Origin of the sequence: Picosynechococcus sp. PCC 11901, assembly GCF_005577135.1 — a bacterium.
Classification (GTDB): domain Bacteria; phylum Cyanobacteriota; class Cyanobacteriia; order Cyanobacteriales; family MRBY01; genus MRBY01.
Genome location: NZ_CP040360.1, coordinates 2,967,887 through 2,993,651, shown reverse-complemented (window position 1 = coordinate 2,993,651; position 25,765 = coordinate 2,967,887). Strand labels below are relative to the sequence as shown.

The following is a 25,765-nucleotide window of genomic DNA, read 5'->3' as shown; positions in this document are numbered from 1 at the left end:
CAAGCCGCAGCAGTGCATAGGAGTAATGATGGGATTTTTTGATTCAGAAATTGTCCAGCAGGAAGCCAAAACTTTATTTGAAGACTACCAAAACTTAGTCCAACTCGGCAGTGACTTTGGTAAGTTCGACCGAGAAGGCAAAAAAATGTACATCGACCAGATGGAAAGCGTCATGGATCGCTACAAAATTTTCATGAAGCGCTTTGAACTCTCCGATGACTTTATGGCCCAAATGGCCGTTGAGCAGATGAAAACCCAGCTTGGTCAGTTTGGCATGACCCCCCAACAAATGTTTGACCAGATGAATCTGACCCTCGAACGCATGAAGGCTCAAATCCCTGACTAATGGCAGCAAAAACAATTATCGCCTTTGACTTCGATGGGGTGATCTGTGACGGGCGTCCTGAATATTTCCATTCCGCTTCGCTTGGCTACCAAAAGATTTGGCCGGACGAACCCATAACCCCAACGGCAACCTTGCAGGGGAGTTTCAATGATCTACGCCCTCTGATCGAAACAGGTTGGGAAATGATTATTCTTTTGCGGGCGCTGCAGCAGGGCATTCCCACGGTTCAACTTTGGCAAGCATGGTCAGCCATTGTTCAACGAACTCTACAGCAGGAAAATCTCAGTGCTGCCCAGTTAATGGAAGCCCTTGATCAGGTGCGCGATCGCCAACTGCAAACCCAGTTAGATCAATGGCTCGGACGACACCATTTTTATCTGGGAATGGTAGCTTTACTGCAAAATTTATTGCAGCAAAATGACGTAACGCCTTACATCATCACGACGAAGGAAGCCCGGTTTACGCGACAGTTACTCCAGCACCAAAACGTCGATTTCCCGGCGGCCCAGATTTTTGGCAAAGAGCAAAAACAGCCCAAAACCGCTACTTTAAAACAATTGCTTTCTCCAGAGGTAGAGACTTTTATCTTCATCGAAGATCGCCTCAAAACCTTAGAAAAAGTCCAACAGCAACCTGAATTAAGTACCTTGCAACTGTTTCTCGCAGACTGGGGTTATAACACCGCCCCTGAGCGATCTAGCGCCACACAGCAGGGGATTCCCGTCGTAAATTTGTCCCAATGGGTTCAAGCGGTCACTGAAACAATTTCTTAAAGTCTATAGTTGCCGTTCCACTTGGATCATCCGCCGGTAGGACAGCCAGCCGCCCCCAATCATCGCCAGGGCAAAGATGCCCAAAAACCACAGATGATTGGCGATCGCCCCGATGGTTTCCCCCTCAGCCCAAAGACCCACTAAAGCCTCATTCATGTGAAAAATCGGATTGTATTGGGCTGCATTAAGCAGAGCCTCCGGGAAGAGGGAAGTCGGTAAAAAAGCGCCGCCAAGGATCAATAACGGCACGCCGAAGGTCGCGACTAAAGCGTTCACATCCTCGGTGCGTTTCGCCAGTTGAGTTCCCAGAATAAAGCCAACCCCCACATAGGCGATGATACTCAGGAAAATAATCCCAATGCCCACCAGCACCGACCCCGTAAAGGTCGCCCCCACAAAAATGGCGATCGCAAAGACCAATAGTGCTTGACCAATCCCAATCAAACAATGGGCCAGGAAAATTCCTAAAAAATAGGCCGTCCCACTCAACGGAGAAATAAATAAACGCTTGAGGGTATGTTGTTCCCGTTCCGAAACGACCGTTGCAATACTCCCCCCCAAGCAGCTAAAAAATAGGGCTGCCCCTACCAGCGTTGAGGGGGCGGCAAATTCCATGGCTTCAGCCAAGCTCAAACCTGCCCGCTCCGCCAAAATAAATCCATTGAGGAACAGGAGAGATACCGGAAATAAAATCCAAAAAATTAAGCTCCGTCGCCGTCGCCACAACTCCAGCAAGATTCTCTGGCTAACGGCGATCGTTTCGTACCAATATTTCATCCGTAAAGGTGCCTAGCGATCATGGCCTACAGGGTTTGATCCAACTCCGCAATCAATTCATCTAATTCTTCAAGGGCTTGGTTAACATCGAGCCGCAGAGTGCCAATATTCGGATTTTCAAGCAGCTTGAGTAATACTGTTCGTTTACCTTTGATCGCGTCAATTTTTGTTTTAAGTACAGCCAGATCTGTCATAGCACTTCAAGATTTGTAGGAATAAATACTATCCGCTAAAGACCATACCCCAAAAAATGGGAGCTTGCCCAGGTCTATTCGATATCCGCGAGGTTAATTCGAGAAGGACGCTGCTCTGCGAGGCCCCCTGCTTCCTTGAGTTTCGCCAGGAACTCTTCTGTGAGTTTCATAAATGCCTTCGCTCCAGCCGTATTTGGCATCGAAACAACGACTGGCTGAAATGTATCCAGGGCCTTGGCGACATTCACATCCATGGGAATTTTGTATTTAAAAATTTGCGTACTGGTAAAGTCATCACTAACCCGTTTCATCACTTGGTTATAGTAGCGATTGAGCAGGCTCCCACCAGAAAGAATAAAAACGATGCCCAATAGATCTAATTTAATCGGATCGATATTTCTAGGGTCAGTATCCTGATGGCTATCCCGTAAGGCACGGATTCGCCGTTGCAGTAGTTGAATTCCCACCACAGACAAAGGTTCGGGGCGGGCAGGCAAAATATAAAAATCGCTGGCGGCCAATCCACTCCGGGTTACCAGGTTATAGCCGGGGGCACAGTCCATAATGATGAAATCATATTTATCCATTACCGGGGCCAGGATCTTACGAATTAAGACCAGCTCAAAATTGTTCCAGATGGCTTGAAAGTCTAGGCTGGGATCTTTATGGGCTTTTTGGTGCAGCATCTCCGAGACGAGATATTCGTCATAAAGCTCAATGTCACCGGGAAGGAGGTCTAGGCCCTGGACGTTGGCAATGTAAGGGCAAATGATGTCGTTGATGTCCAGGCTTTGTTTGAGGGTCGGTTTGATGGCCATTTCGATGAGATGGCTAATGGTACGGCGGCCTTTGCGGATCCGGGCAAAATCCTGGGGGGGCATCAAACTGAGGGTGGCACTAATCTGGGAGTCGAGATCAACAACAAGTACGCGTTTTTTGTGGTGGCGGGCAAGGCAGGCGGCGAGGTTGACGGTGAGGGTGGTTTTACCAACGCCCCCTTTCATGTTGACGGTACTAATGATGAGTGCCATAGGAACCTGGGAAATAGGTGGTTGGGTGAGTGGATTGACGGGGAAGTTAAGGGTGTTAGGTTAAGATTTTTAGTTATTGTACCGCCATCTTCTAGTTTCCTTTGGGAATTAGGGCAACCGCAAAATTGAGGATGCTAATGGTCAGGGACTCTGTAAAAAAGTAGGGTTAAATTATTTTTGATCAATGGGTCAGTTTGCCTGGGAAAATTTAGCAGAATATCTTCGTTTCTCGATTGCGCCCCAGGCGGAAAAGCTGGATCAAGATCCCCTGGCTCTCGGTCGAGCTCTTGATGGTCTAGGCGATCGCCACCTCCTGGCGCTCCGGGTGCCCGAAAATTTAGGGGGTTCTGGGCTGAGCACGGTGGAATATTACCAAGCTACGGTAGCGATGGCGGCGGCTTCGGGCGCTTTAGCTTTTCTGCAAACCCAACACCAGAGTGCGGCCAGTCGCATTGCCTGGTTCGGCAACTCTGAGCAGCAACGATTATTACCCCAAATGGCCAAGGGGGATGTGCGAATTGGTGTGGGCTTTTCCCATCTCCGGCGGCGGGGCGAACCGGCAGTACAGGCAATTCCCCAGGGTGATCGTTATTGCTTAACGGGGACGATTCCTTGGGTGACAGGCTATGGTTTTTTTCAACGGGCGATCGCCGGAGCCACATTACCCGACGGTTCAGAATGGTATGGCCTGATTCCCCTCGAAACATCACAGCCATCAGAGCAGGGAGAAATTTTTTGTAGTCAACCCCTCCCCCTCGCCGCCATGGGAGTAAGCCAAACGGTGACAGTCAAACTCCAAAATTGGTTAGTTCCTGCCACAGATGTTCTGGTGATCCAGCCCCCCGGCACGATTCACAAAGGCGATCGCCAACAGATTCTACACCATGGTTTTTTCGCCCTCGGTTGCGCGCGGGGGGTGCTCGATTGGTTGGCAACGGCTGAATTTGATGATTTAGCGGCCCTAGAAGATCATTGGCAAGTACTTCATGATCAGTTGTTTCGTGCCATTGAGGAACCCCAAACAGAAAGTTTCCAAACCCAATTAGCGTTGCGTCTAAGCGTGATCCAAATGGCCCAAACCTTCGCCCAAATTGCCCTTACTTGGTCCGGGGGAGCAGGAAATTTACTCACCAGTCCGGCTCAACGTCTTTATCGCGAAGCAATGATGTACAGCATCTTTGGTCAAACCCAGGCCATTCGCGCCGCCATGGTCAAAAGCTTGCTACCGGGAAAAAGTTCAGGATATACTATTAAATCGAATTACGCGGGTGTAGTTCAGTGGTAGAACGTCAGCTTCCCAAGCTGAATGTCGTCGGTTCGAGTCCGATCATCCGCTTTGACTTGGAAAATCAAGATTATTTCCCAGGATTAAAATTGAGTGGTTTTGCTCCATTCAGTTTGGAACAATTATCAGCCTACCCTAAACATCCAAAAAGGTTCCCGGCAGATTATTGAATCCACTGGGAACTGAAATTTTGAGATTATCTAAGGACAAAAATTCGCCTTTTAGTATTTACGCCAACGGTTGAGATAGAATTCACCGATGCTGGCAACGCCTGTCGCTTGGTGAGCCTGGGCTTCTAAGGCGCGGAGGCGATCGCCTTGCAATTTGTATTGTTGCTGCAAATCCGCATGGGCCTGTTTCAGACTGGCGATCGCCTGGGCTTGGTCAGCTTGGGCGGCTATTTGTGCTCGACTAGACTGTAGCGCCTGTTCGAGTTGAGCGATCGCCTGGCGTTGCTGGGTTATTTGGCTTTGTAACGTTGCCTCAGCGGTACTGGCTGCTTGGAGTTGCTGTTGCAGTGTTGCTGTTTCTTGTTGCAAGGCCGTAAGGCGTTCCTGGAGTTGGGTTTGTTCAGTTTGGGCTTGTTGTGCCGCTACCCCCTGTTGCTGGAGTTGAGCAATCTCTGCTTTCTGAGATTCAAGGGTTTGGGCAAGGGTTTTGTTCTCGCTTTGAATTTTTTCAAACTTGATCATTACTTGATCGAATTCTTGTTGTAATGCTTTATTTTTTTCGTTGGTTACAGCAAGATTTTTTGCTGATTCATTTAACTGTTTTGTTAAGTCTTGAATCTGATTTTTTTGATCAGTAATTTGCTTCTCGAGGGTCGCAATTTTTGGAGACTGATCGGTGACTGTCGGAGCTGATTTTTCGGCAGTATTGGGACGAGCCACTGGCCGTTTAAGGGGAGGAGAAGCCTCTGCTAATTTAGCTTCTAGATCGGCAATGATCTTCGCTTGAGAAGCCACTTTTTCTGCTAATTCTGCATCGGGATTAGGGGCCGTTGGTTTGGTATTAGCGGCAGTGGTTTCGGCCAAATCTACTTGTACTTTTGCGGTGTCTTCGACCTCGTTTTCAACGGACACCAAAAGATTCTTTTCTGCTTCCGGTGCCGTGATTGAGACAGTACCCGCCATTAGATTCTCGACAAAGGCAGACCGGGAAAAGCCAGATTTTTGAGCCATTTCTGCAAGGCGATCGATGGCTTGGGACGTAAGGGATAGGGTAACAGCATTTTTGCCAGTGGTCTTACGTTTCTTTTTTGCCATGTAGATTGCCTCAAAATTTTCTCTAGCCTTTAACTATAGGATAGGCATCTGCCCACTGTAAAGTCAGAAAAAGCCTTCATAATACTTCACAAAAGAAAATTATTGACCTTCTTTAAGGCTGTGGGGATCAGCGAGTTTTTTATTGGCAAAAGGGGGCATTGGCCAACCTAAGCGGGTCGGTTGTTGGTAAATTTTGCGGAGGGTATTGATATCAGCGGCAGAGATCCTTGCTTGGGTGCCCATTTGTCTTGGGAAAAGCGCATCTGCAGCATTGGGACTATGACCCCAGATACCAAGGGCGTGGCCCAATTCATGGCAGGCGGTGTTTTGGGTGGCGATCGCCCCTTGGTGATCATTCAGCAGGATGGTCATGCGGTGACGGAGGATATTTCGGTTATCGATATAAAATTCGTAGCGAGTTTCGGCATTGCGGCCCAAGGAATAACGAATTTCGCCTGTTTCTGGGTCGGTCTCCCTTTGAACTGGGGGAGCTTGGCGCTGGATGATGATATCCGCAGTCTCTATTGTTTCTACCGTTAACAACGGTATGTATGCTTGCCATTGGGCGATCGCCGCAAAAGTAGCCCGTTGCCATTGCTGTTGACGTTGTTGAGCCGCTGGACTGACAGTGGAATCAAGGGGAGCCACATAAACCTTCACTGGAAATTCCGACCAAATCAAATGACCCAGGGGGGAAGGGGTGACGGCCTCAAAGTAATCTGCCGCAGTTATCGGGTCTGGCGTCCCTTGGAGCACTTCTGGCAAAGGATGAATTTGGGCTTGGGGTAACCGCGTGAGTAAGTCTGAGCTTAAACCATAGCTGCCCCACTGAATCCCTAAGGCGATCGCCAGGCCCCCAAGGAGACCAAACCAAAAACGCCACCCCCAAAGGTGACGCCGCCAAGCACGAAAAATATCGTCCAACCTAGCCAAAGGAATCCTATTGACCAACGACTGGTGTTAACCAACCCGCACTCAGAATGACTGTCAAGCTCATAAAGGTAATGCACAAAATCCAAGTGGCACGGTTGAGAGCTGTTTCGGCACTTTTTGTACTGGTAAACATCTGCGCCTGACCGCCAATGCCCCCTAAACCGTCTCCCTTGGGGCTATGGAGTAAGACCAGAAGCACAAGGCCAACAGCGGAGACCATCCACACAATTTGCAAAATAGATTCCAACATAGATCAATGACGAACGAATAAATGTTTGATTTCAGCGGGGAAACTTTAGGATAACCGATTTATCGACGTCGGGTCACGGCATAGGGGGCCGGAGCAATGAGAGACTGACCCGTCATTTCCTGTGGTTTGTCAATACCCAGAATATCGAGGATCGTCGGGGCGACATCTGCTAAACAGCCATTTTCCCGCAACACCACATCAGCACCATGGCCAACTACCTTACGGCGTTCCCCTTCAATCAAGATAAAGGGCACAGGGTTAGTTGTGTGCGCTGTCCAAGACTTCCCATTTTGATCGGCCATATATTCTGCATTGCCGTGATCAGCGGTGATTAATGTCGTGCCGCCCATTTTGCCGATGGTTGCTACCAAACGGCCTAAACAATGATCAACGGTCTCAATGGCCTGTACCGCCGCTTCGAGTTTTCCAGTATGGCCGACCATGTCCGGATTGGCATAGTTAATCACCACCAGACTATAAATACCTTTTTCGATGGCTTGGCAGGCCGCATCCGTCACTGCCTTAGCGGACATTTCTGGCTTTTGGTCGTAGGTCGCCACCTGGGGGCTAGAAATTAACTCTCGGTCTTCTCCTTCGAAGGCAACCTCTAAGCCACCATTAAAGAAATAAGTAACATGGGGATATTTTTCTGTTTCTGCGGTGCGGAATTGCTTCAGGCCATTGTCCGCAATCACTTCCCCAAGGATTTTCGTCAGGTTTTGGGGCGCAAAGGCGACCTGTACGGGCAAATTGGCGTCGTATTGAGTAAAGGTGACAAAATTGAGATCCGGAATCAGTTCCCGCTCAAACCCTTGGAAATTCTTGTCTACCAAGGCATAGGAGAGTTGGCGGGCACGGTCGGGTCGGAAATTGTAGAAAATCACCCCATCGCCTGGTTCAATGGCGCCTTCCTTAAGGCGTACAGGTGGGATAAATTCATCGGTTACACCGTTGTCATAGTGGCTTTGGAGAATCTCGGCGAAGGAACGTTGGTCGAGATTACCGTTTTGGGTCATCACGTCATAGGCTTGCTTGACGCGATCCCAGCGGCGATCGCGATCCATGGCAAAGTAGCGGCCACTGATCGTCGAGATCGAGCCGACCCCAAATTTATCGATGTGCGCTTGGATTTGTTGGAGGTAATTAATCCCTTCTGTGGTGTTGGTGTCGCGTCCGTCGGTGATGGCATGGATATGGACATCGGCAATGCCGTTAACCTTGGCTAGGTCTAACAAACCGAGGAGATGATTGAGATGGGAGTGGACACCACCATCTGAGCAAAGACCGATAAGGTGTAATTTTTTTCCGGCTTGGCGGGTTTCTCGACAAACTTTAACGAGGACGTCATTGCGGAGGAAGGAACCGTCTTCAATGGCATCGGAAATACGCACCAGTTCCTGGGGGACGACACGTCCTGCGCCAAGGTTTAAGTGACCGACTTCAGAATTCCCCATTTGGCCATCGGGCAACCCCACCCTTTTTCCGGATGTATGGATTAATGTCGAAGGGTATGTAGCGAAAAAGGCATCGACATTTGGTGTATTGGCAGCCGCAATGGCATTTGCGTTAGCTTCTTGACGGTAGCCCCAGCCATCTAAGATTACGAGCACCACTGGGGATACAGGTGCGTTCGCCATGATGAATTCTTTCCTCTATTGTGGGTGTCTGTACGGGGGAATGCAAATCGATAATATCACTTTCTGTAATTTAGACTATCATTCCCGAAAATTAATAATGTTTTAATGTTGTTTTCTCAAAGTTTACGTAAATTTATCGGTCATCTCACATATTTTTCTAACGGCGTCGCCAAAGGCAAAAGATTGCGCCGCCTAAACCACCAAGGGGAAATAGGATGGGGGCAAACCAGGCAAGGGTTGCAATTTGCCAACGACGGAGATTTAGACGTCGCTCTTGGGGGGTTCTCGGTTGGATTGCGAGGGGCGCCTCTTCCGTTTGGGCCAGCCAATTCACGGTATTGAGCAAGAGGTCGCTGTTTAGGTATTGTTCTAGCCAACCATTGGTTACAAAGGTGGTGTTACCAATTGCCACAAGGCGAGTTGCCTTCATTGTAGCTTGGGAATCTATTTTTTCCAGGGCCCAGCCAAAGGTCAGGGGGCCGGGGCGATCGCCTGGGGGGTTAAAGGTCGGATCCGGGATTTCGGGTTGGCTTTCGGCCCAGGCCTGGTCATCGGTACTGAGGATTGCGGTGGCGGCGATCGCCTCTGTGGTGTCGCTGAAAATGGGGCGCACCGCTTGATAGATAGAGTTTTGTCCAGCAAGGGCCGTGGTGATCGGATGGTCACCGTATTGATTTAATACGAGGGTCGATTGTCCTAAACCGAGGAAGTCCGCCCGGTTCCCTTGGTCGAGAATGAGCCGTTGATCGAGGCTGAGGCCCCACTTGTCCAGGAGCGAATTTAACTGGGGATCCGTTTGGGGATCGAGCAGAAGGAGGAGACTTTGGTTATTCGCAAGGGCAGTTTCCAAGAGGGCAACTTCCCCTGGGAGAAATGGCGTTTGGGGGCCAATGACTGCAATCAGATCGGCATCTGGGGGAATCGTAGGCGTTTGGGTGAAATTTAGCGGAGAGACTGCATAACCTTGGGTGGCCAAAAGTTGGGCCATTTGCCCTAGCCCTCCGGGAATTTGATCGAGGGGCGGTTCGCCGTGGCCTTGGAGGACGTAGAGGTGGGGTTGGCGATCGCCTTGGATTTGCAGAATGCTATTGGTCAGTTGGCTTTCTGTGAGTGGTTCCCCCTGAGCTAGCACTTTCAGCAGTTGGGTTTTATCGCCATATTCAAGGTGAACTTCGCCGCGACTCTCGACCTGGAATCGCTGTACTGCCTCGATATTACGGTCTGGATCGACAAAAACATAGCGAAAATTATTGGGATTGAGCCGTTGATAATTGTCTAAAAAGGGCTTTAAATTCGCATCGTCCGTTTCTTGGAAGAGCCACAGGGTTAGAGGTTGAGATAGATTTTGCAGCACCCCTTGGGTTTGGCTAGAGAGGGTGTGGATTTGGTTTTCTGTGAGGTCAATGCGGAGAGGGAGCTGGACAGCTAAAAAATTCGTCAGACAAAAAATCAGCAAAATGGCGATCGCCCCGACAACCCCATTCGTCCCCATCTGGGTAGATCGCTTGCGCCAGAACCGTTGCAGCCCCGTTCCCAGACCTGGAAAATGACTGACCCCCCAACCCAACAACAATAACCCAACCAGAATCAAGCCATAGGCGAAGCCTTCTCCCGTGGCCCCCAGGATGACAGCGCCCGCAACCACCAGAGCCAAGCCTAACCAAATGAAATATCGTGAAAATCGTTGCTGTGGAAACATGATGCTCTGTTAACAATATCAAGAAACCATCAACGCCGTGCCCAGCGCAAAGCTTCAATGGATTGGGCCGTGAGGACAACCCCCAGAATGCTATAGCTGAGGAGTAAGACCAGGCTACTGCTATCGAAAATTCCCTCGAGGAAATTGTTGTAATGCTTCAGTAAAGAGAGATGTTTGAGGCCATTGCCCAACGGCCCCGACAGGCGATCGCCCAGCATATCCAACAGCCACAACATCAGCACTAGGGTAAAGGTCAAGGCCGCCGCAATCAGGGAACTGTCTGTGAGAGACGACACAAACATCCCCAAAGATAAAATAGCGGCCACCAAGAGCAACAAGCCCAAATGCGCCAAGAGAAAGAGACTGAGGGGAAAGGCCGGGGCTGCATTCACTAAGACAATCAGTTCCCACAGCACCATGGGCAGGAACAGTACCGAAAAAAATGTCACGACTCCCAACAATTTGCCCACTGCCACCGCCCAGTTCGTCACCGGAGAGGTCGCTAAAAGTTCCAAAGTGCCCTGTTTGCGTTCTTCAGCATAGAGACCCATGGAGAGCAACGGCAACAGAAACAAGACTAAAATGCCCAGGATGCCCCAAAAAGCCTGGAGAAATTCCGTGGCCACATCAATAGGTGGTAAGGCAACGCCCATCTGTTCTTGGGTCGCGACAAAGGTAACAATGCCCTGGGGGCCAATCAGGAGCATCAGGAAGAAAAATCCCCCCAAAAACCACAGCAACGTCGCAAAAATATAGGCGAGAGGAGCGGTGAAGTAGCTCTGTAGTTCCCGGCGAAAAATCGCCACAATGTTATTCAGCATCAGCATGGAGTTGTTCAGACATCGGATCGTTCGCCTCAGCGTCTAATAATTCTAAAAAAACGTCCTCAAGGCTGGGGCGCAGTCGCTGCATTTCATAGAGACCGACCCCTGCATTGACAAGGATTCTGGCAATGTCTTTGCCCCATTCGGGATTGTCCGCAGTGGTGATCCGGAGGCGGGGACGACGGGGATTCATTGGTGCCAATGATTCGATATGAATAACACCAGGTAAGGGATCGAGGAGACGTTGGATTTGCGCTAGTTCGCCATCGGTCTCTAGTTCGTAACCGTGGTAATTGAGGAAATGATTCTGGAGATTGTGGGGGGTATCGGTGGCGACGAGGTGGCCTTGGTTAATCATTACCACCCGGTCACAGGTGAGACTGACTTCTGAGAGGAGATGGGTGGATAGCAAAATAGTGCGATCGCCGCCTAAGGATTTAATTAGGTGCCGCACTTCGATCATCTGGGCGGGATCTAAACCAACGGTGGGTTCATCGAGAATGATCACCGGGGGGTCATGGACGATCGCCTGGGCAATGCCGACCCGTTGCCGATAGCCCTTAGACAGATTACGGATGTGGTTGTTGGCTTTGGTTTGTAATTGGCACTGGGCGAGGGCAGCTTGGATTTTGTGGGGGCGATCGCCAGCATTGACCCCTTTGAGCTGTGCGACAAAATTGAGATAGCCAGCCACGGTCATATTGGGATAGAGGGGCGGATTTTCCGGGAGATAGCCCAGGTGTCGCCGCACCGTCATGGATTCGGTATGGACATCATAGCCCGCAATTTTTGCCGTTCCCGTCGTCGCTGGCAGATAGGCACTGAGAATGCGGAGAGTCGTGGTTTTCCCTGCGCCGTTTGGCCCCAAGAAACCGACAATTTCCCCTGTTTCTACCCGAAAACTAAGATCGGCGATCGCCTCTGTTTGGCCATAGGTTTTGCCAAGCTGCTCAACTTCAATCATGGTGCACTAAAAAATTCGCCAACCCCAAATAACTGAGCCTAACGTTGGTCGGAGTCAAGATAATCCTCTTCTGTCTCTGGAGTTTCCATTTCTTCTTTGAAGCCCCGCAGGGTTTTTCCTAGGGCACTGCCCACTTCAGGGATTTTCTTTGGGCCAAAGATCAACACCACCACCCCTAAAATAATCAACACTTCAGGCCAACCTAAGCCGAACATGAGCGTACCCCTCACAAACATTAATTTATGGGACAATTGTGCCGCATTTGCGGCGGTTCCAGTATATCTTTGGTTCTAAATTCTGGGTCTAGGTCACCACTCGCGTTACCTACAGGGATCTAGAACATTGTTTCAAACCACTTTTTAAGATTGCTTTTTCGCCCATGACTGCCCCTGCAACCAAGCCAAAATTTTATCCCCTCATCGAACAGCTCGCTGGTGTCATCCTCGAAACCTGGCATCAACACTTAGAGCTAGAACCCTTTACCCTGCCGGAAGGCCTCGGCTACATCGAAGGGAAATTAGAAGGGGAACGGCTCACCATCGAAAATACCTGCTACCAGAGCCAGCACTTCCGCAAAATGCACCTGGAAATGGCCAAAGTGGGCGAAAACCTCGATATTCTCCATTGTGTGATGTTTCCCCGCGCGGAATATGCCCTACCAATGTTTGGCTGCGATTTAGTCGGTAATCCCCGTGGTGTGAGTGCGGCGATCGCCGATTTATCCCCGACCAGTGCCGATAAAACTTTGTCTACGGCTTACCAAACACGACTACGACAAAATCAAGACAACTTAAACTTTTCCCAGCCCCGTGATCTCCCGGAATGGGGCGCAATTTTTTCGGAATTTTGCCTCTTTATTCGTCCCAGTAGTCCCAGCGAAGAACAGCAGTTTTTGGAACGGGTGCGGGAATTTCTGACGATTCATTGTCAGTTGGCCTTGGGTTTAGAAAAGCTTTCTCCGGCTGACCAGGCCATTTATCTGGCTGGACAACGGCACTATTGCCAAGAACAACAGCGGAATGACAAAACGCGCCGTGTTTTAGAAAAGGCCTTTAACCTTGACTGGGCCGAGCGCTACATGAGTCAGGTGCTGTTTGATATTCCAGCCTAGATCGCGAACAAAGCTTTAATTACCGCAGCAACGGTCAATGCCCAGGCTATCAAGGATTAAATCACTCACGGCATTGGCCACCGCAAATTCGCCATAAAACGATTCTTTAAAGTTGAAGGATCGCATTTCTGTGACGATGGCAATCACGAGGGAACCGAGGTCGTTTTCCCCTTCGAGACGTTGACGCACGTAAATTTCCCGGGCGCGATTGGCAATTTTTTTGTTGGCCGGTTCTGGTAAAAACTCCGTATCAAGCCAATGCTGTAGGGATTTTTCTAACCATTGTCCCTCAATGGCGGGATCAGTAATCGGTGGTAAGGTGATCGGCGGAATCGGTTCAGCCATATAAATTGCGAAAAAGGTGCACAGTAGCGGATTGACCCTCAGTATATCAATTTCCCTTAGACCTGGGGGCCTTTAAGAAAAACGACCTGCACCTTACGGAAGACAAGTCGTTGATGTTTTTTCTTTTTTTTCACGAGCACGGAGGGATTCGAACCCCCGACCCTCAGAACCGGAATCTGATGCTCTATCCACTGAGCCACGTGCCCATACAGGAATACAAGAATAACATGTTTTAGATCATTCGGTAGGGGTCGGCTGAAAAGTTTTCAGGTCGGACTGTCCGAGGCGTTGGATCTGTTGTTGCAGTCCCCAAAGACAACCGAGAATCATGCCCCACTGGGCGATCGCACTCCAGATCACCATACTGGGCACCGCCATGGCAACGGCACTGAGGGGAAACGCCGAAAAGAGGCCGAGGGTAATGGGCAAGGTAAAGCGTCCATGGAAGACCATAAACAGACGTGAGTTCGGGTTAAGCCGAAGGCTGTAATGCCCAGTCTAACTGTAGCGAGGGCTTTTTCGGCTGATGGCAGTAGGCGATTAAGCCACAAAGTATATTCACAAAGCAATTCACCGGACTACGATGGCGGGAATGCTCAATTTGTGAAATATTCTTTAACTGGTCAATCACTGTCTCAATAATGAAGCGCTTTCTCGATAATAATTTATCTGTCAAACGCATTAATCTGTTCTTCATGTTGCGTTTTGGCTTCGCAAAAAACTCAATCCCATAGGTTTCCCGTAACTTCTCCGTTAACGGTTGAGAAACGTAGCCTCTGTCTGCAAAGACTTTGCCAAATAATTGCTGCACTAACTCCTCTACGGGTTTTCTGTCATCTACATTACCTGCGGTGATTTGAACATTGAGCAACTCTCCCAGTTCATTGACCACTAAATGAAGCTTAAAACCATAGAACCAACCCACGGAAGTTTTGCCGAGAGCCACAAGACCATCAAAGACCTTGTGACTGTGAATACGCCTACTGTGACAGACTTTTAGGCTTGTCGCATCAATGAAACTGATACCTGTGCAGCTCCCGAAACAATGCTTTAAATACACACATAAAGGCACAATCGTCGAAGGTATCCACTCGATAAAACGCTGATAGCTGACGAGGTGTGGAAAGGCTTCTCGCCAATGTTGACAAACATACTTTTCGTAGAAATGTTTGAAATTACGGTAGGATTCGCGATGAAAGGAGATCAAGATTGTCAGAATTTCGCTGAGGCATAAACGACGGGAGCGAAGTCGAGTCACTGTACCGCCTTGAATTAACTCTTGATGCCAGAGAGGCTCAAAGATTTGACAGAAGTCATCCACATTACAGAAAAGTTCTTCTAGACTAGACATGGGGTGAGTAGATTGGTTTAGTTTGGACACTTCCAGACTACTCTACCCCTCTTCCCTTATCCCGAACTCACGTTAAACAGGATAAAAGGGACAACACTAGGCCCGATGACGGCAACGCCAAACCAAATGGCCCGTTTTTGACGACGGAGAAAGATCCATTGGGTTAAAACGGCCAGAAGGAAAAGGCAACCTCCCTGGAGTCCTAAAGCTGCGATCACGAGCAATTTTTGGCTGGGCAGGGGGGACAAGAGGACAATGACCATTTGGTAGCCCGTGGTGAGGAGCAACATCAAGGCGATCGCCCCTAGGGCCGGAGATCGATCCTCCCTGAAAAAAGACCATTTAAACCGTCGGTGAGAAGTATTTTGATGCCGAAATCTCGCCCAATCCTGTACCCGCTGCCGGGTCGGTGTTAACAAAAGAATTAACCCCAACATTACCACCCAATAGAAGCCTTGTAGGGTTTGAAAATTGGCAAACAGACGTTCGGGGCGATCGCCAGCCCAAACAAACCCAGTCATAAAAATCGTGCTGCTAACGGCGACCCCGCAGCCCATGACTTTCGTGATCATCGTGGCCTGGGGATCATAAAAACGCCGCCGAATCCCTTGCCAAGCCAAGGCCCCTAAAAGAGCATAATGGATCGCCATAAACCCAAGGCCCCCCAGCCCGATCACCCAAAGGGAAGAGCCATACCATTGGGTCTGAAACCAGTTGTGGGGTGAAAAATAACCGATGGTTTCCGGGGCGAGGGAATTTTGGTCAACGAGGTAATAAAAGATATTGCCCGGATAGAACAGCCGCACCCAATCAAAGGGGGTATAGCTGGGAAAATTATCCTCAAAGCAAGCCACAGACATCCCAAAGAGATAGAGGCCGAGGCCACCACTATAGAGCCAGGTGTGGAAGCCCCCCAACAGGTCGCGCCCCACGAAACTCCATAGAACCGCCCCCGTAAAGGCCGTGAAACTAGCCGCGATCGCCACCCCATAAAGCACCATTAGCCAACCCAGAGCAATGCCACCTTGAAAACCGAGCCACAGGTGCCAGGGCAGGACAAAAGCTAAACCAACATAAATCAGGCTAGGCACTCCCAACAGTTTACCGAGCAAAATTTTTGAGACGGGTTGGGGACTGAGGCGCACAAAACCCAGGGTGCCCCGTTGTTCTTCCTTCGCGACATCGGCCCCAATTAAATGGGTACCAACCACTAAGAGAATCCCCAGGCCGATCAGGGTCAGGGCCACAAACACATCAAAATGCCACAGTTGCCAGTTGATCAGCCAGTCGTTGCCATCCCTCAAACATTGATAGGTAAACCGCCAGTAGTCATCTTCCGGGCCGGTGCAGTAACGGTTGTAGGGTTGATCAACCAGGGCATTTGGCAATTCCCCCAGGTAGAAAAGGTACAGGAAGAATTGGGTAAAGCAAGCAAGACCAAAGGCGATCGCCACATTTTTACGGGTGAAGCGGCCTTTTAATTCCCGAAAAAGTTGGGGATTCCAATCACCGAGGGGGTTGAGGATTCTATCCATGGTTGATACCTGGGATTATGGTTCTTAGCAAGGGAGAAGCATTTTCGACCGACGAGACTTCAGGTAATTTAGGGATTAACCTGCTGGGGTCAGGGTTTGCTTTAGCTCTGAGGTGCTAAGCTGCTGAATCCGGCGACCCACAACCCGATGCAGCACGGCGATCGCCCCCATTTGGCCCAAAATGGTGAGAAAAATGCTGGCTAAACTGGCGTTTTCAGTGGCGACCATCGGGATAATTGTCCAGAACCAAGGGGCCGCCTGTAATTCTGGGTTAACGCCATTAATACCGAGGAAAATGAAGGGCAAAATCACCCCACTAGTGACGAGAATCGTGGCGCCGATGCCTTGCCGCTTGCCTTTTTTCAGGAGTACCCGCTGGGCCACAACACAAAGCAGAACAACCATTAAGCCCTGCATCACCACCCCAAGCGCAAAGGAGATTTTGTAGGGAGAAGCAACAATCACAGCCACAGCCAAGGCGATCGCCCCGGTGACAATGGCAACATTCATCATCACTGCACCAATGGCAGGACTTCGTTCCCCAAAGAACCAATCTTGCCATTCTCCTTTTTGGTAACGGCTCCAATCTTGGAGGGACTGGAACGACGGCGAAAGCACCGCCATCAGCGTAAATAAGTAACAACTACCGGCCAGGGAAAGCAGCAGAAAATTAAATAACCAATCGTTGTGGTTGGCGATCGCCCCCAGGGGAGATTGCACCGTAAAGCCAAGCCCAAAAATGGTAAGCAACGCCGTTAAGCCATAACTCTGTTTCTTGCTAAGGAGGGTGCCATTGAGATAATGAAATTTCCGGCGGAACGCTTGGAGAAACCAGTAGATCCCCATTCCATAAAGCAACAGATAAATCAGAGCGGCGATCGCCCCATTCTCCCAAAGATAAACCCGGAAAAAGGAAACATCGGCGAGGCTATCGTAGTTAAACGTGAGCAGTTGTTCCGCGGCGGCACTGGCTTGACCCAAATACACCAACATGTGCAGCGGATTAAACAAATTGACGCCATCCATGAGATTGCCGACGTGGCTATTTTCCTGGAGGAGAAACGTCGTGCTCCCCATCATCAAGTAAAAAAGTCCCCCCGTCGCTAACCAAGCTTTGAGGGCGGGTTGGGTTGGATTCACCAAACTATACAGCGCCGCACCACTATAGAAAAAGCCGTAACTAGCTGTGATCACACCGTAGAAAAGCAGGATTAACGGCAACGGAATGCCGCCCCTGAGTCCGGCCCAAAAGTGTAAGGGAAAAACCAAGGCCAGACCGACATAAATGAGACTGGGAACCCCTAAAATCTTGCCAATGGCGATCGCCTGGGCCGACTGGGGACTCAATTTGACGAAGTTCAAAGTGCCTGCCTTTTGCTCTTTGCCCAAATCTTGGATTAGTAAATAAACGCCCCCCAACAGCGCCACGAAAAATCCCACCACACTGAGGGTAATAAATAGGTCAGTCCACCACAGGGGCCAATTTAGGTTCAAATTTCCCGTCGCATCAGCCACACAAAAGTTTTGGCTATGGATTAAATGGCTATTGGAATCAAAGTCTGCCGGGGCGCGACCAATGCAGTAATGGTTGGTGGTGCTAATCCCAGCACTGGGGAGGGCGATTCTCAGACTTAAATAAAATATTCCCTGCGTGAAAAAAGAGGCGATCGCCACTAAACCGAGGGCTTTTTTAGACAGTCGGCCTTTTAGCTCCCGAAAAAGCTGAGGATTCCAGTCACCGATGCGGTCTAGCCATTGATGAAAAACCATGATGTTTTGGAGATGGAGATCAATAAACGATTAAAAAATGTGGGCAAACTTATAGATAAATTCAAACGGCCACTGCTAGGTTGTTTGTTGGTGGCCCAGCTTCAGGAAAATGCTTTCTAGATCCTCCGTTTTGCCATAAAACTCAGACACTGGGATTCCCGCGGCGATGAGATCTTTTAAAAGTGCCGTGCTTTCTGCGGGAGTTCCCGCAAATTCTACTTGCAAACGATTGGGGGCGCAGCTTTCCCAACCCCGAACCAGGGGCTGCTGCTTTAGTTCCCCCACGAGTCCGTCTAGGTTATCCAGGGTACTAACCACTAAATATTGCCGGGAGAGCCGCTGGTACAAATCCTCTAGGGAGGTACTCTCGACGAGATAACCCAATTCCATAATGCCCACAGAAGAACAGAGTTCTGCCAAATCACTGAGGACATGGGAGGAGATCAGGATGGTCATGCCAGCTTCCTGGAGTACCTTAATGATTTCGCGAAACTGCATCCGCGCAATGGGATCTAAACCCGACACCGGCTCATCCAGGAGCAATAGGAGCGGTTCGTGAATAATGGTGCGGGCCAGGCTGAGGCGCTGTTTCATTCCCCGGGAAAGGGTGGCAATCTTGTCGTCCCGCTTGTGGGTAAGTTGCACCAGCTCTAGGACTTCACTCAAACGACGTCGGCGACGGGGTTGGTGGAGATTATAAAGGCGCGCGAAGTAGTCCAGATAATCCCAAACATTGAGGTCATCGTAGAGGGGAAAATCATCGGGGAGATAGCCGAGGCGTTGCTTCAGGTGGGGGTTACTGTCATCCCGCAGGAGGCGATCGCCATGGATATAAATTTCGCCGAGGGTGGGTTCCTCTGCCGTTGCCAACATCCGAATTAATGTGGTTTTCCCGGCACCATTAGGGCCAATCAAGCCGTACACTTCCCCCGGTTGTACCTGAAGTTCCACATCACTCACAGCCACCTGTCGGTCAAACTGTTTCGTCAAATTAAAGGTGGCGATCGCCATTTGGTCAACGGGTGGCGATGATGCCGATTGCGCAGTAAGCATAGGCCTTGGAATTCTTAACCCAATTTGCCCCTAGCTTAACCACAGTTAACCGCCGCTGCCCTGGGCCGTTACAAAATTGAAACAGCATCTCCCCAAGGGTTTTTTCACTAAAAAGCAGGCCCCACTCGTGCGAGAACCTGCACCACGTATCATCCGTTGTGATTGGGTCAATCCAATTCAGCTTGAATTCTTTTTACGCTGTCTCCAGCCATTCATAAATGCGGTCTAACTGCTCTAGGGTCACCAGGCCATACTGCCACAGCACCATGGGTAAAGGATGATGGGCAGAGGTATTACTCCGATGGCGTTCCATCACAGAAATAGATTCCCCAGGGATGGCCAGTTCTTCTTGCAGGAAGTGAATAAATTTTGAGTAGGTGATCGGCGTCATATATGGTTTTGCGCTCCATAACTTATGGAAATTTCACTAATACTTAGCGGTGAGGGAGAGGAGGATATGCGTTGACTGGGGTGAGGGGAAAATTGAAATTATCCTAAAGGACTTTGAGACAAACAAACATTATCTTAAAGGTGAATTTTTGATAAGTCTGTAGTAGAGATCACAAGGGGTTAGATTTCGCCTAGGGAGATGGGAACTCAGTAAAAAAAGGTGACCCATGCTCTGCTCATCAATACTCCAGCCTTTATAAGTTTCCCCGATTATAGGGAGTGTTTTTCCCTTGTGGTGTGCTGTTTCTGTTTTTGCAACCCCAGATTGGTTAGGATAAAAAGAACCGAATTTCACCGGCAAACCTAGAGGCCCTATTTAGGTCGATGGTGAACGAAAAAGTGGAACTGATAAGGTTAAGGCCCATATCCTACTGTGCTTTTTTGCATTAAGCAAGAATCTTAATATCTTTTTCGGTTTGTTTGCGGTAGCGGGGATTTGCTTCACTGAACTTAATACTCAAGCGCCCCAGGCGAGCAACCCGATAAAATAACTCCCCAGAGACTTTCACAAGGCGATAGCCCATGAGCGATACGATTTTTGGCAAAATTATTCGGCGAGAGATTCCGGCGGATATTGTCTATGAGGACGATCTAGCCCTGGCTTTCCGTGATGTCAACCCCCAAGCCCCTGTGCATATCTTGGTGATTCCCAAAAAGCCAATTCCCATGCTGACAGCGGCCGATGATACAGATCAAGCGCTTTTGGGTCATTTATTATTGACCGTTAAAAAGATTGCCCGCCAGGAAAACCTCGATAAAGGCTACCGTGTCGTGATTAATACCGGTGAAGATGGGGGCCAAACGGTGTTCCATCTCCATCTGCATCTCCTCGGCGATCGCCCCCTAGCTTGGCCTCCTGGCTAAATCCTTGTAGCGTAAACCCCAGGCTTTTATTCCCTTGAGGTAGCGGCCCATGTCCTTTGACCCTTCTGCGCCCCCTTTCCAAACCCACACAGCGTCCCAACCCCGCACCATCACCCACACAGACAGGGCTTTCTATTATTTCGCCTATGGGTCTTGTATGTGTCCTGTCGATTTGGCCCGCACCATTGAGGAGGATGCCCACCAATTCGTTGTGGGTCGGGGCATTTTACAGAATTATCGTCTGGCGTTTAATCGTCTTTCTCCCAAACGCAAAAGCTGTGGTGTTTTGGATGTGGTGCCCCACGCAGGCAGTCATGTGGAAGGCGTTCTCTACCATTTGCCCTGGCGAGTCAGTGAAAAGCTCGATCTGCGGGAGGAAGTCCCCACCAATGGTTATCGCCAAACCCAGGTGACCGTTGAATGCCAAGGCCAGCGGTTCCCCTCGGTGCGTACCTACGTCGTCGTCAATAAAACGCCCCAGGAAGTTCCCCCAGACGATTGGTATTTTTATATTGTGATGCGGGGGGCAATGACCGCTGGCCTTTCCCGCGACTATTCTTGGCGATTGTTTAACCACATGAAACGTCTCCAACGGGGTCAGACCCTTTAAAATTTTTGATGCTGTGCGCTTAGGAAGAAGGATTGATATTTTATGGTTGCCCCTAAACAAGAAGAACTCCCCACAACGGCGATCGCCCGTTCCCCGGCCTTACATGCCACCAGTGAACCCTGGTTTGACTATCCAATTACGGTTTATCCCCATCACACCGATTATGCTGGCGTCGTTTGGCACGGCACCTATATTAAATGGCTAGAGGAAGCCCGGATCGCCTGTCTCCAATCCATTGGCCTCGACTACGCCGATCTGGTTCAACTGGGTTGCGAATTACCCGTGATCGCCCTATCAACCCGCTACCATAGTTTTCTGAAGATGGGGATGACCGCGATTATCAAAACCCGCATGCAAGAAATGAAAGGCGTCCGCATGGAGTGGGACTACCGCATTGAATCCCCAGACGGGCAAGAACTGTACTTCACCGGTCAAGTGACCCTGGTTAGCGTTGACCGAGAAAAAGGCAAAATTATGCGCCAATTGCCACCCGCCGTGGAAGAAGTCTTCAAGAAAATTCGTGGGATTTAAGGCCATTTCTGCCGATAATAGACAGTCTATGCTGGACTAACAGACAAAATTTTGACGTTTATCGAAAATCACTATGAGTAATATTATTCGCGTGGGTGTCCTGGGCTTTGGGGGCCTCGGTCAAGCTGCAGCCCGATTACTAGCTCCAAAATCAGAAATGCGCCTCGTCGCCGCTGCCGACCATAAAGGTTATATCTATAATCCTGAAGGCCTCGATACCCAAGCCTGCATCAGCACCTACAATCAGCAGGGTTCCGTGGGTCATGTGCCAGAATATGGCGTCCTCAGTCAAAACAGTATTGCCGATCTGATCGCTAATGCTCAAGTGGATGGTTTTTTCCTCGCTCTGCCAAACTTGCCCAACACGTTTATAGCTGATGTGACCCGGCAATTTATTGCTTCTGGTTGGCAAGGGGTGTTGGTGGATGCCCTGAAGCGCACCAGTGCCATGGAACAAATCCTCTCCCTCAAGGACGAGGTGAAAAACGCAGGTATTACCTACATGACGGGTTGCGGCGCGACGCCTGGTTTGTTGACGGCAGCGGCGGCGATCGCGGCCCAAAGCTATGCAGAGGTTCACAGCGTTAAAATCACCTTCGGGGTGGGTATTGCGAACTGGGAAGCTTACCGGGCGACCATCCGGGAAGATATTGCCCACATGCCTGGTTATGATGTGGACAAAGCGCGGGCCATGAGCGATGCAGAGGTTGAAGCCCTATTGGATGAAACCAATGGCATTATTTCCCTCGAAAATATGGAACATGCCGATGATCTCATGCTGGAATTGGCCGGGATTTGTTCCCGTGATCAAGTTAGTGTCGGCGGTGTGGTAGATACGCGCAATCCGAAAAAACCCCTCAGCACCAATGTGCAATTGACGGGCCGTACCTTTGAAGGCAAGATTGCGACCCATACGTTTACCCTTGGGGATGAAACTAGCATGGCCGCCAATGTTTGTGGCCCCGCTTTCGGTTATCTCAAAACGGGGGTTTGGTTGCAAAAGCAAGGTTTAACAGGCATCTTCACAGCGGCGGATATGATGCCCCAATTTGTGAAGTAGTTTCGCTTGGAGAATGACATTCCCACAAATCCTCCTGGGTCAGGGGGATTTTTTTTGCTTAGCTTAACAGCGGGGAAGCCCCGCGTTGTATGTGAAATATCAACGTCGGGATGAGGAGCGAGCGACTGACCAGCGGGAAGCAGCAAACTCCTAGTTAAGCGTCTTAGAAAAAGTGTGCGATTTCCCTAAGTCTTACTATGGTACAGGTATGATTAACCTGACTTACGAGTACAGAGTCTATCCGACTGCCGACCAAGCCATCAAAATGGATGAATGGTTGGACACGTGCAAGCGCGTCTATAACTACGCCTTAGCTGAACGTCGTGATTGGATTCAGTCCCGTAAGTGCCCGATTAATGCTTGCAGTATTCAGCGGGAATTTATTTACCCAATGGATTCAGAAAAGCCGACCTATTACAGTCAAAAGCGCAATTTGACCGCCGCAAGGAAAACTAATTCTTTTCTGCAAGCGGTGCATTCTCAAGTGCTTCAGGATGTGATGGGCAGGCTGGAAAAGGCGTTTAATGCATTGTGGAATAGTGGGTTCGGATTCCCAAGGTTTAAGAAGCGTTTTCGCAGCTTTAACTTCCCGCAGTTGGGCAAAAACCCAATTGGTGACAATCAAATTAAGTTGCCTGTATTTGGTTGGGTTAAGACCGTGATGCACCGCCCGCTCCCTGATGGGTTTGAGGTGAAGCAAGCACGGGTAGTTAAACGCGCTTCTGGTTGGTATATCCAGCTAGTTATCCAAAGCGACGTAAAGATTCCAGATCCCCCGATTGGTGGTTATGCCATTGGGATTGATGTGGGATTAACGGATTTTGTTGCGACATCAGAAGGCGAGTTGATTGGGAGACCCCGATTCTTTGTGGAGGCACAACACAGGCTGAAAGTGCTGAACCGTGCCGTTGCCAGAAAGCAGAAAGGTTCAAAGAACCAGCAAAAAGCTCGTCAACGAGTCGCCAGATTCTATGAACGAATTGTGAACCGACGCAAAGATTTTCACCGTAAGTTAGCCCATCATCTCTGCGACCAAGCAGGGATGATATTTGCGGAGGAGTTGAACCTAAAAGGACTGGCAAAAGGAATGCTGGGGAAGCATTGTCTGGATGCTGGTTGGGGGCAGTTCCTCGAGACATTGAGATGGGTCTGCTTTAAGCGTGGTGTGCATTTCCAAAAGGTTGCTGCTAATGGCACGAGTCAGGAATGCCCATCCTGTGGTGTAGCGGTGAAAAAAGACTTGTCCATGCGTCGGCATGAATGCCCAGAATGTGGCTACACCACCAATCGAGATGTGGCCAGTGGTCAAGTAATTCGCAATCGTGGACTAGCTAGCACTGAGCATGTTGCTGAGCTTGTCGAAGCATGTCGAAGTGTAGCGGTTGGACAGACCGTTCAATCCTGTGGAGCTACGCCCAGTAGGGAGGCTTTGAAGCAGGAATTTCTTAAAGCGATTTAAGAAGCCCGCGCTGTAATCTTTGATTCAGCGTCGGGAGTATGTCACGGAAGACTCAGGATTGCTTTTTGGATTCGGGCACGGATTGCGGCTTCTGGTTCTGTGGTGAGAAATTCAGTGAGTTTGTTTTTGATGACGATTTTTTTAGCTTCTGGAATGGCTTGCGACAAACCCTCTAGTCCGGCGATCGCCCCATAGCGAACCACCCATTCTCCGTCTTCAAGGGCCAGGAATAGACAGTCACAGACCTTTTGCTGCTGCACTTCTCGCTCAGAATCTGGCACTTTATGCCATTGAATATTTCCTAATCCTTTGGCCGCAGAGCGCCGCACACTAAAGGCAAAATCCTTATTCGCCGCCTCAATTAGCAGGTCTAAGGCTCTGGGGTCACCAATCCCGGCAAAGATTCGTAGCATCCATGCCCGCGCCCCGTAGTTATAGCCATCGACATTTTCGAGGAGGTAGGGTACAACGGCCTCGCCAATATTGATCAAACCATTGACCGCCGCGACGGCCGCCCCCGGATTATTAAATTTCAGCACTTCTACTAAAGTTGGGATAGCTTGTTCATCTTTTGTTGCGGCGAGTTGGGCCACATTTTTGACCAGGTCTTGGGCTGAGGTGGGGTTGTTAACGGCACGAATTAAAACGTCGACGGTCATGGGTTCAGAAGTTAGCGATCGCAAAAAATGTAGGGATTTGGTTTATTAAGGTTCCTAGAGCAGACTATCCATTAATTCGAGCAATTGTAAACCGTCCGCATCGAGGGTTGCGGCTGTCCGTTGTAAATGGGATTCGAGAATGCCCTTGAGGGAAATTAACTTTAAGCTATTTTCGGCATAGGCTTTGGCGATCGCCTGACCCGCCGGAACATAGCCGATAGCGCCCAAATCTAATAGGGCAGACCGTCGCAACTGTAACTGATTTCCGTTCAGGGCTTCCATCAACTGTTTGGCGTAGTGGGCTTCTTGGGTCAGTTGATATAAGGCCCGTAGTGCTGCGTAGCGAATTTTTGCGAATTCGTGATCTAAAAATGGCTCAATCTCGGTGATCGCCGCCGTGGCACCAATCGTCCCTAACGCCTCAATCACCGCTTCATAGGGCTGCACTAAATGGGGTTTGCCCTCAGCCTTGACTGCCGCCGCAACCCCTCCTGCGAGTAGCGCTTGTAACGCAGGAATTGCCTGCCGATCTCCCAACATCTCCAACGATTGGGCCGCCGATTCCCGCACATAATAATCAGGACTTTCTAAACTCTCAATTAACGGTTGCACCGCTGCCGGATTACCCAGCTTGCCCAACGCCTTTGCTGCGTTCCGACGTAGGGGATAACCTCCATCCGGCGACCGATCCGTCTCATCTTTTAACGCTGCTAGCAACGCATTTACGGCCCGCTCATCCTGCACCCGGAACTTGCCAAACCACCAAGCCGCATAATAACGTTTGCCTGTATCTTCCGTTTGTTGGATGTTGGCGATCGCCTCCTCTAGGGTCCAGGCCTCAGCCATCTGCCAGTCCGACATAAATTCTCCTTTAAATAGCCCCCACAACAAGTCGGAGCAACAGCACTAAAACCAAAGCACTGCTACCCCGTCTAGAAAAAATATTCAAAACAACAATGTTATTAAGCTTATTCAGCGACAGAAAGAAG

30 protein-coding genes and 2 tRNA genes are annotated in these 25,765 nt (G+C 49.7%); 10 read left to right on the top strand and 22 right to left on the bottom strand.

The genetic code is table 11. From position 1 onward, the window contains the following. Positions 1-28 precede the first annotated feature (28 nt). Positions 29-346: a DUF1825 family protein gene (locus tag FEK30_RS15435; protein WP_012307841.1), complete on the top strand. Its 318-nt coding sequence runs from the start codon at positions 29-31 to the stop codon at positions 344-346. Then, positions 346-1,119 (top strand): HAD family hydrolase, encoded by a 774-nt coding sequence (locus tag FEK30_RS15430; protein ID WP_138073664.1) that lies wholly within the window; start codon positions 346-348, stop codon positions 1,117-1,119. Before FEK30_RS15435 ends, FEK30_RS15430 begins: the two co-directional genes overlap by 1 nt. Positions 1,120-1,122: 3 nt before the next feature. Here the strand turns inward: FEK30_RS15430 and FEK30_RS15425 are convergent, their stop codons facing one another. From FEK30_RS15425 to FEK30_RS15420, 3 genes are all read right to left on the bottom strand, one after another. Then, a complete protein-coding gene (locus FEK30_RS15425; protein ID WP_012307839.1) occupies positions 1,123-1,896 on the bottom strand; it encodes an ABC transporter permease in 774 nt (257 codons plus the stop codon). A gap of 26 nt (positions 1,897-1,922) precedes the next feature. Further along, on the bottom strand, positions 1,923-2,090 hold the full coding sequence (locus tag FEK30_RS16800; RefSeq protein WP_012307838.1) for a hypothetical protein: 168 nt from the start codon (positions 2,088-2,090) through the stop codon (positions 1,923-1,925). Between the two features lie 74 nt (positions 2,091-2,164). Continuing rightward, positions 2,165-3,121, bottom strand: a complete 957-nt coding sequence (locus FEK30_RS15420; RefSeq protein WP_012307837.1) for a ParA family protein — start codon at positions 3,119-3,121, stop codon at positions 2,165-2,167. Between the two features lie 184 nt (positions 3,122-3,305). Between FEK30_RS15420 and FEK30_RS15415 the strand changes: the two genes are divergently transcribed. Beyond that, positions 3,306-4,406 carry an acyl-CoA dehydrogenase family protein gene (locus FEK30_RS15415; protein WP_138073663.1) on the top strand — a complete coding sequence of 367 codons (1,101 nt, stop codon included), beginning with the start codon at positions 3,306-3,308 and terminating at the stop codon, positions 4,404-4,406. Further along, a tRNA-Gly gene (locus FEK30_RS15410) sits at positions 4,386-4,457 on the top strand. The genes FEK30_RS15415 and FEK30_RS15410 overlap by 21 nt, the downstream gene beginning before the upstream one ends. Before the next feature lie 170 nt (positions 4,458-4,627). Here FEK30_RS15410 and FEK30_RS15405 read toward each other — a convergent pair. The 8 genes from FEK30_RS15405 to tatA all read right to left on the bottom strand — a co-directional run bounded on the left by FEK30_RS15405 (position 4,628) and on the right by tatA (position 12,193). Then, on the bottom strand, positions 4,628-5,671 hold the full coding sequence (locus FEK30_RS15405; protein WP_138073662.1) for a hypothetical protein: 1,044 nt from the start codon (positions 5,669-5,671) through the stop codon (positions 4,628-4,630). 99 nt (positions 5,672-5,770) lie between these two features. Further along, positions 5,771-6,604 carry a matrixin family metalloprotease gene (locus FEK30_RS15400; protein WP_255447907.1) on the bottom strand — a complete coding sequence of 278 codons (834 nt, stop codon included), beginning with the start codon at positions 6,602-6,604 and terminating at the stop codon, positions 5,771-5,773. A gap of 7 nt (positions 6,605-6,611) precedes the next feature. Further along, complete coding sequence (secG, locus tag FEK30_RS15395) at positions 6,612-6,854, bottom strand: preprotein translocase subunit SecG (protein ID WP_062435414.1); 243 nt, start codon at positions 6,852-6,854, stop codon at positions 6,612-6,614. A 59-nt stretch (positions 6,855-6,913) separates the two neighbouring features. Further along, the gene (gene gpmI, locus FEK30_RS15390; RefSeq protein WP_012307831.1) at positions 6,914-8,491 is read right to left on the bottom strand and encodes a 2,3-bisphosphoglycerate-independent phosphoglycerate mutase; all 1,578 of its coding nucleotides are present in this window, start codon (positions 8,489-8,491) and stop codon (positions 6,914-6,916) included. A 157-nt stretch (positions 8,492-8,648) separates the two neighbouring features. Then, positions 8,649-10,190, bottom strand: a complete 1,542-nt coding sequence (locus FEK30_RS15385) for a GldG family protein (protein ID WP_138073661.1) — start codon at positions 10,188-10,190, stop codon at positions 8,649-8,651. A 29-nt stretch (positions 10,191-10,219) separates the two neighbouring features. Beyond that, positions 10,220-11,014: an ABC transporter permease gene (locus FEK30_RS15380; RefSeq protein ID WP_445260585.1), complete on the bottom strand. Its 795-nt coding sequence runs from the start codon at positions 11,012-11,014 to the stop codon at positions 10,220-10,222. After that, positions 11,001-11,978 carry an ABC transporter ATP-binding protein gene (locus tag FEK30_RS15375; RefSeq protein WP_138073659.1) on the bottom strand — a complete coding sequence of 326 codons (978 nt, stop codon included), beginning with the start codon at positions 11,976-11,978 and terminating at the stop codon, positions 11,001-11,003. Before FEK30_RS15375 ends, FEK30_RS15380 begins: the two co-directional genes overlap by 14 nt. Before the next feature lie 38 nt (positions 11,979-12,016). Then, positions 12,017-12,193: a twin-arginine translocase TatA/TatE family subunit gene (tatA, locus tag FEK30_RS15370; protein ID WP_041443593.1), complete on the bottom strand. Its 177-nt coding sequence runs from the start codon at positions 12,191-12,193 to the stop codon at positions 12,017-12,019. Between the two features lie 164 nt (positions 12,194-12,357). Here tatA and FEK30_RS15365 point away from each other — a divergent pair, with 164 nt between their 5' ends. Further along, positions 12,358-13,089: a phycocyanobilin:ferredoxin oxidoreductase gene (locus FEK30_RS15365; RefSeq protein WP_138073658.1), complete on the top strand. Its 732-nt coding sequence runs from the start codon at positions 12,358-12,360 to the stop codon at positions 13,087-13,089. A 15-nt stretch (positions 13,090-13,104) separates the two neighbouring features. On the opposite strand, the gene FEK30_RS15360 is transcribed toward FEK30_RS15365, so the two are convergent. The 9 genes from FEK30_RS15360 to FEK30_RS16795 form a co-directional block, all read right to left on the bottom strand. Beyond that, positions 13,105-13,434 (bottom strand): DUF8822 family protein, encoded by a 330-nt coding sequence (locus tag FEK30_RS15360; RefSeq protein WP_138073657.1) that lies wholly within the window; start codon positions 13,432-13,434, stop codon positions 13,105-13,107. A 133-nt stretch (positions 13,435-13,567) separates the two neighbouring features. Then, a tRNA-Arg gene (locus tag FEK30_RS15355) sits at positions 13,568-13,640 on the bottom strand. Between the two features lie 31 nt (positions 13,641-13,671). Further along, entirely contained in the window at positions 13,672-13,887 is a 216-nt protein-coding gene (locus tag FEK30_RS15350) for a hypothetical protein (RefSeq protein WP_138073656.1), read from the bottom strand. 19 nt (positions 13,888-13,906) lie between these two features. Next, on the bottom strand, positions 13,907-14,785 hold the full coding sequence (locus FEK30_RS15345) for an IS982 family transposase (RefSeq protein ID WP_138071026.1): 879 nt from the start codon (positions 14,783-14,785) through the stop codon (positions 13,907-13,909). A 56-nt stretch (positions 14,786-14,841) separates the two neighbouring features. Continuing rightward, positions 14,842-16,320, bottom strand: coding sequence for a hypothetical protein (locus FEK30_RS15340; RefSeq protein WP_138073655.1), 1,479 nt, complete (start codon positions 16,318-16,320; stop codon positions 14,842-14,844). A gap of 75 nt (positions 16,321-16,395) precedes the next feature. Continuing rightward, positions 16,396-18,090, bottom strand: coding sequence for a hypothetical protein (locus FEK30_RS15335; RefSeq protein ID WP_138073654.1), 1,695 nt, complete (start codon positions 18,088-18,090; stop codon positions 16,396-16,398). A 75-nt stretch (positions 18,091-18,165) separates the two neighbouring features. Next, positions 18,166-19,143, bottom strand: a complete 978-nt coding sequence (locus tag FEK30_RS15330) for an ABC transporter ATP-binding protein (RefSeq protein WP_030007300.1) — start codon at positions 19,141-19,143, stop codon at positions 18,166-18,168. Between the two features lie 193 nt (positions 19,144-19,336). After that, a complete protein-coding gene (locus FEK30_RS15325) occupies positions 19,337-19,534 on the bottom strand; it encodes a DUF2949 domain-containing protein (protein ID WP_012307821.1) in 198 nt (65 codons plus the stop codon). A 445-nt stretch (positions 19,535-19,979) separates the two neighbouring features. Continuing rightward, positions 19,980-20,117, bottom strand: a complete 138-nt coding sequence (locus tag FEK30_RS16795; RefSeq protein ID WP_157072221.1) for a hypothetical protein — start codon at positions 20,115-20,117, stop codon at positions 19,980-19,982. On the opposite strand from FEK30_RS16795, the gene FEK30_RS15320 reads away from it, so the two are divergent. From FEK30_RS15320 to FEK30_RS15300, 5 genes are all read left to right on the top strand, one after another. Further along, entirely contained in the window at positions 20,116-20,457 is a 342-nt protein-coding gene (locus tag FEK30_RS15320; protein ID WP_012307820.1) for a histidine triad nucleotide-binding protein, read from the top strand. The two genes, FEK30_RS16795 and FEK30_RS15320, sit on opposite strands and share 2 nt — an antisense overlap. A gap of 49 nt (positions 20,458-20,506) precedes the next feature. Further along, on the top strand, positions 20,507-21,067 hold the full coding sequence (locus tag FEK30_RS15315; protein ID WP_041443592.1) for a gamma-glutamylcyclotransferase family protein: 561 nt from the start codon (positions 20,507-20,509) through the stop codon (positions 21,065-21,067). A gap of 42 nt (positions 21,068-21,109) precedes the next feature. Next, a complete protein-coding gene (locus tag FEK30_RS15310) occupies positions 21,110-21,598 on the top strand; it encodes an acyl-CoA thioesterase (protein ID WP_012307817.1) in 489 nt (162 codons plus the stop codon). 73 nt (positions 21,599-21,671) lie between these two features. Next, positions 21,672-22,658 carry a (S)-8-amino-7-oxononanoate synthase BioU gene (gene bioU / locus FEK30_RS15305; RefSeq protein ID WP_138073653.1) on the top strand — a complete coding sequence of 329 codons (987 nt, stop codon included), beginning with the start codon at positions 21,672-21,674 and terminating at the stop codon, positions 22,656-22,658. Positions 22,659-22,866: 208 nt separating this feature from the next. Beyond that, positions 22,867-24,117: an RNA-guided endonuclease InsQ/TnpB family protein gene (locus tag FEK30_RS15300; RefSeq protein ID WP_138073652.1), complete on the top strand. Its 1,251-nt coding sequence runs from the start codon at positions 22,867-22,869 to the stop codon at positions 24,115-24,117. A 41-nt stretch (positions 24,118-24,158) separates the two neighbouring features. Here FEK30_RS15300 and cpcF read toward each other — a convergent pair whose 3' ends face one another. Then, positions 24,159-24,776 (bottom strand): C-phycocyanin alpha-cysteine-84 phycocyanobilin lyase subunit CpcF, encoded by a 618-nt coding sequence (gene cpcF, locus FEK30_RS15295; RefSeq protein ID WP_138073651.1) that lies wholly within the window; start codon positions 24,774-24,776, stop codon positions 24,159-24,161. Positions 24,777-24,830: 54 nt separating this feature from the next. Beyond that, positions 24,831-25,637 carry a C-phycocyanin alpha-cysteine-84 phycocyanobilin lyase subunit CpcE gene (gene cpcE, locus FEK30_RS15290; RefSeq protein ID WP_138073650.1) on the bottom strand — a complete coding sequence of 269 codons (807 nt, stop codon included), beginning with the start codon at positions 25,635-25,637 and terminating at the stop codon, positions 24,831-24,833. Between the last annotated feature and the right edge of the window lie 128 nt (positions 25,638-25,765).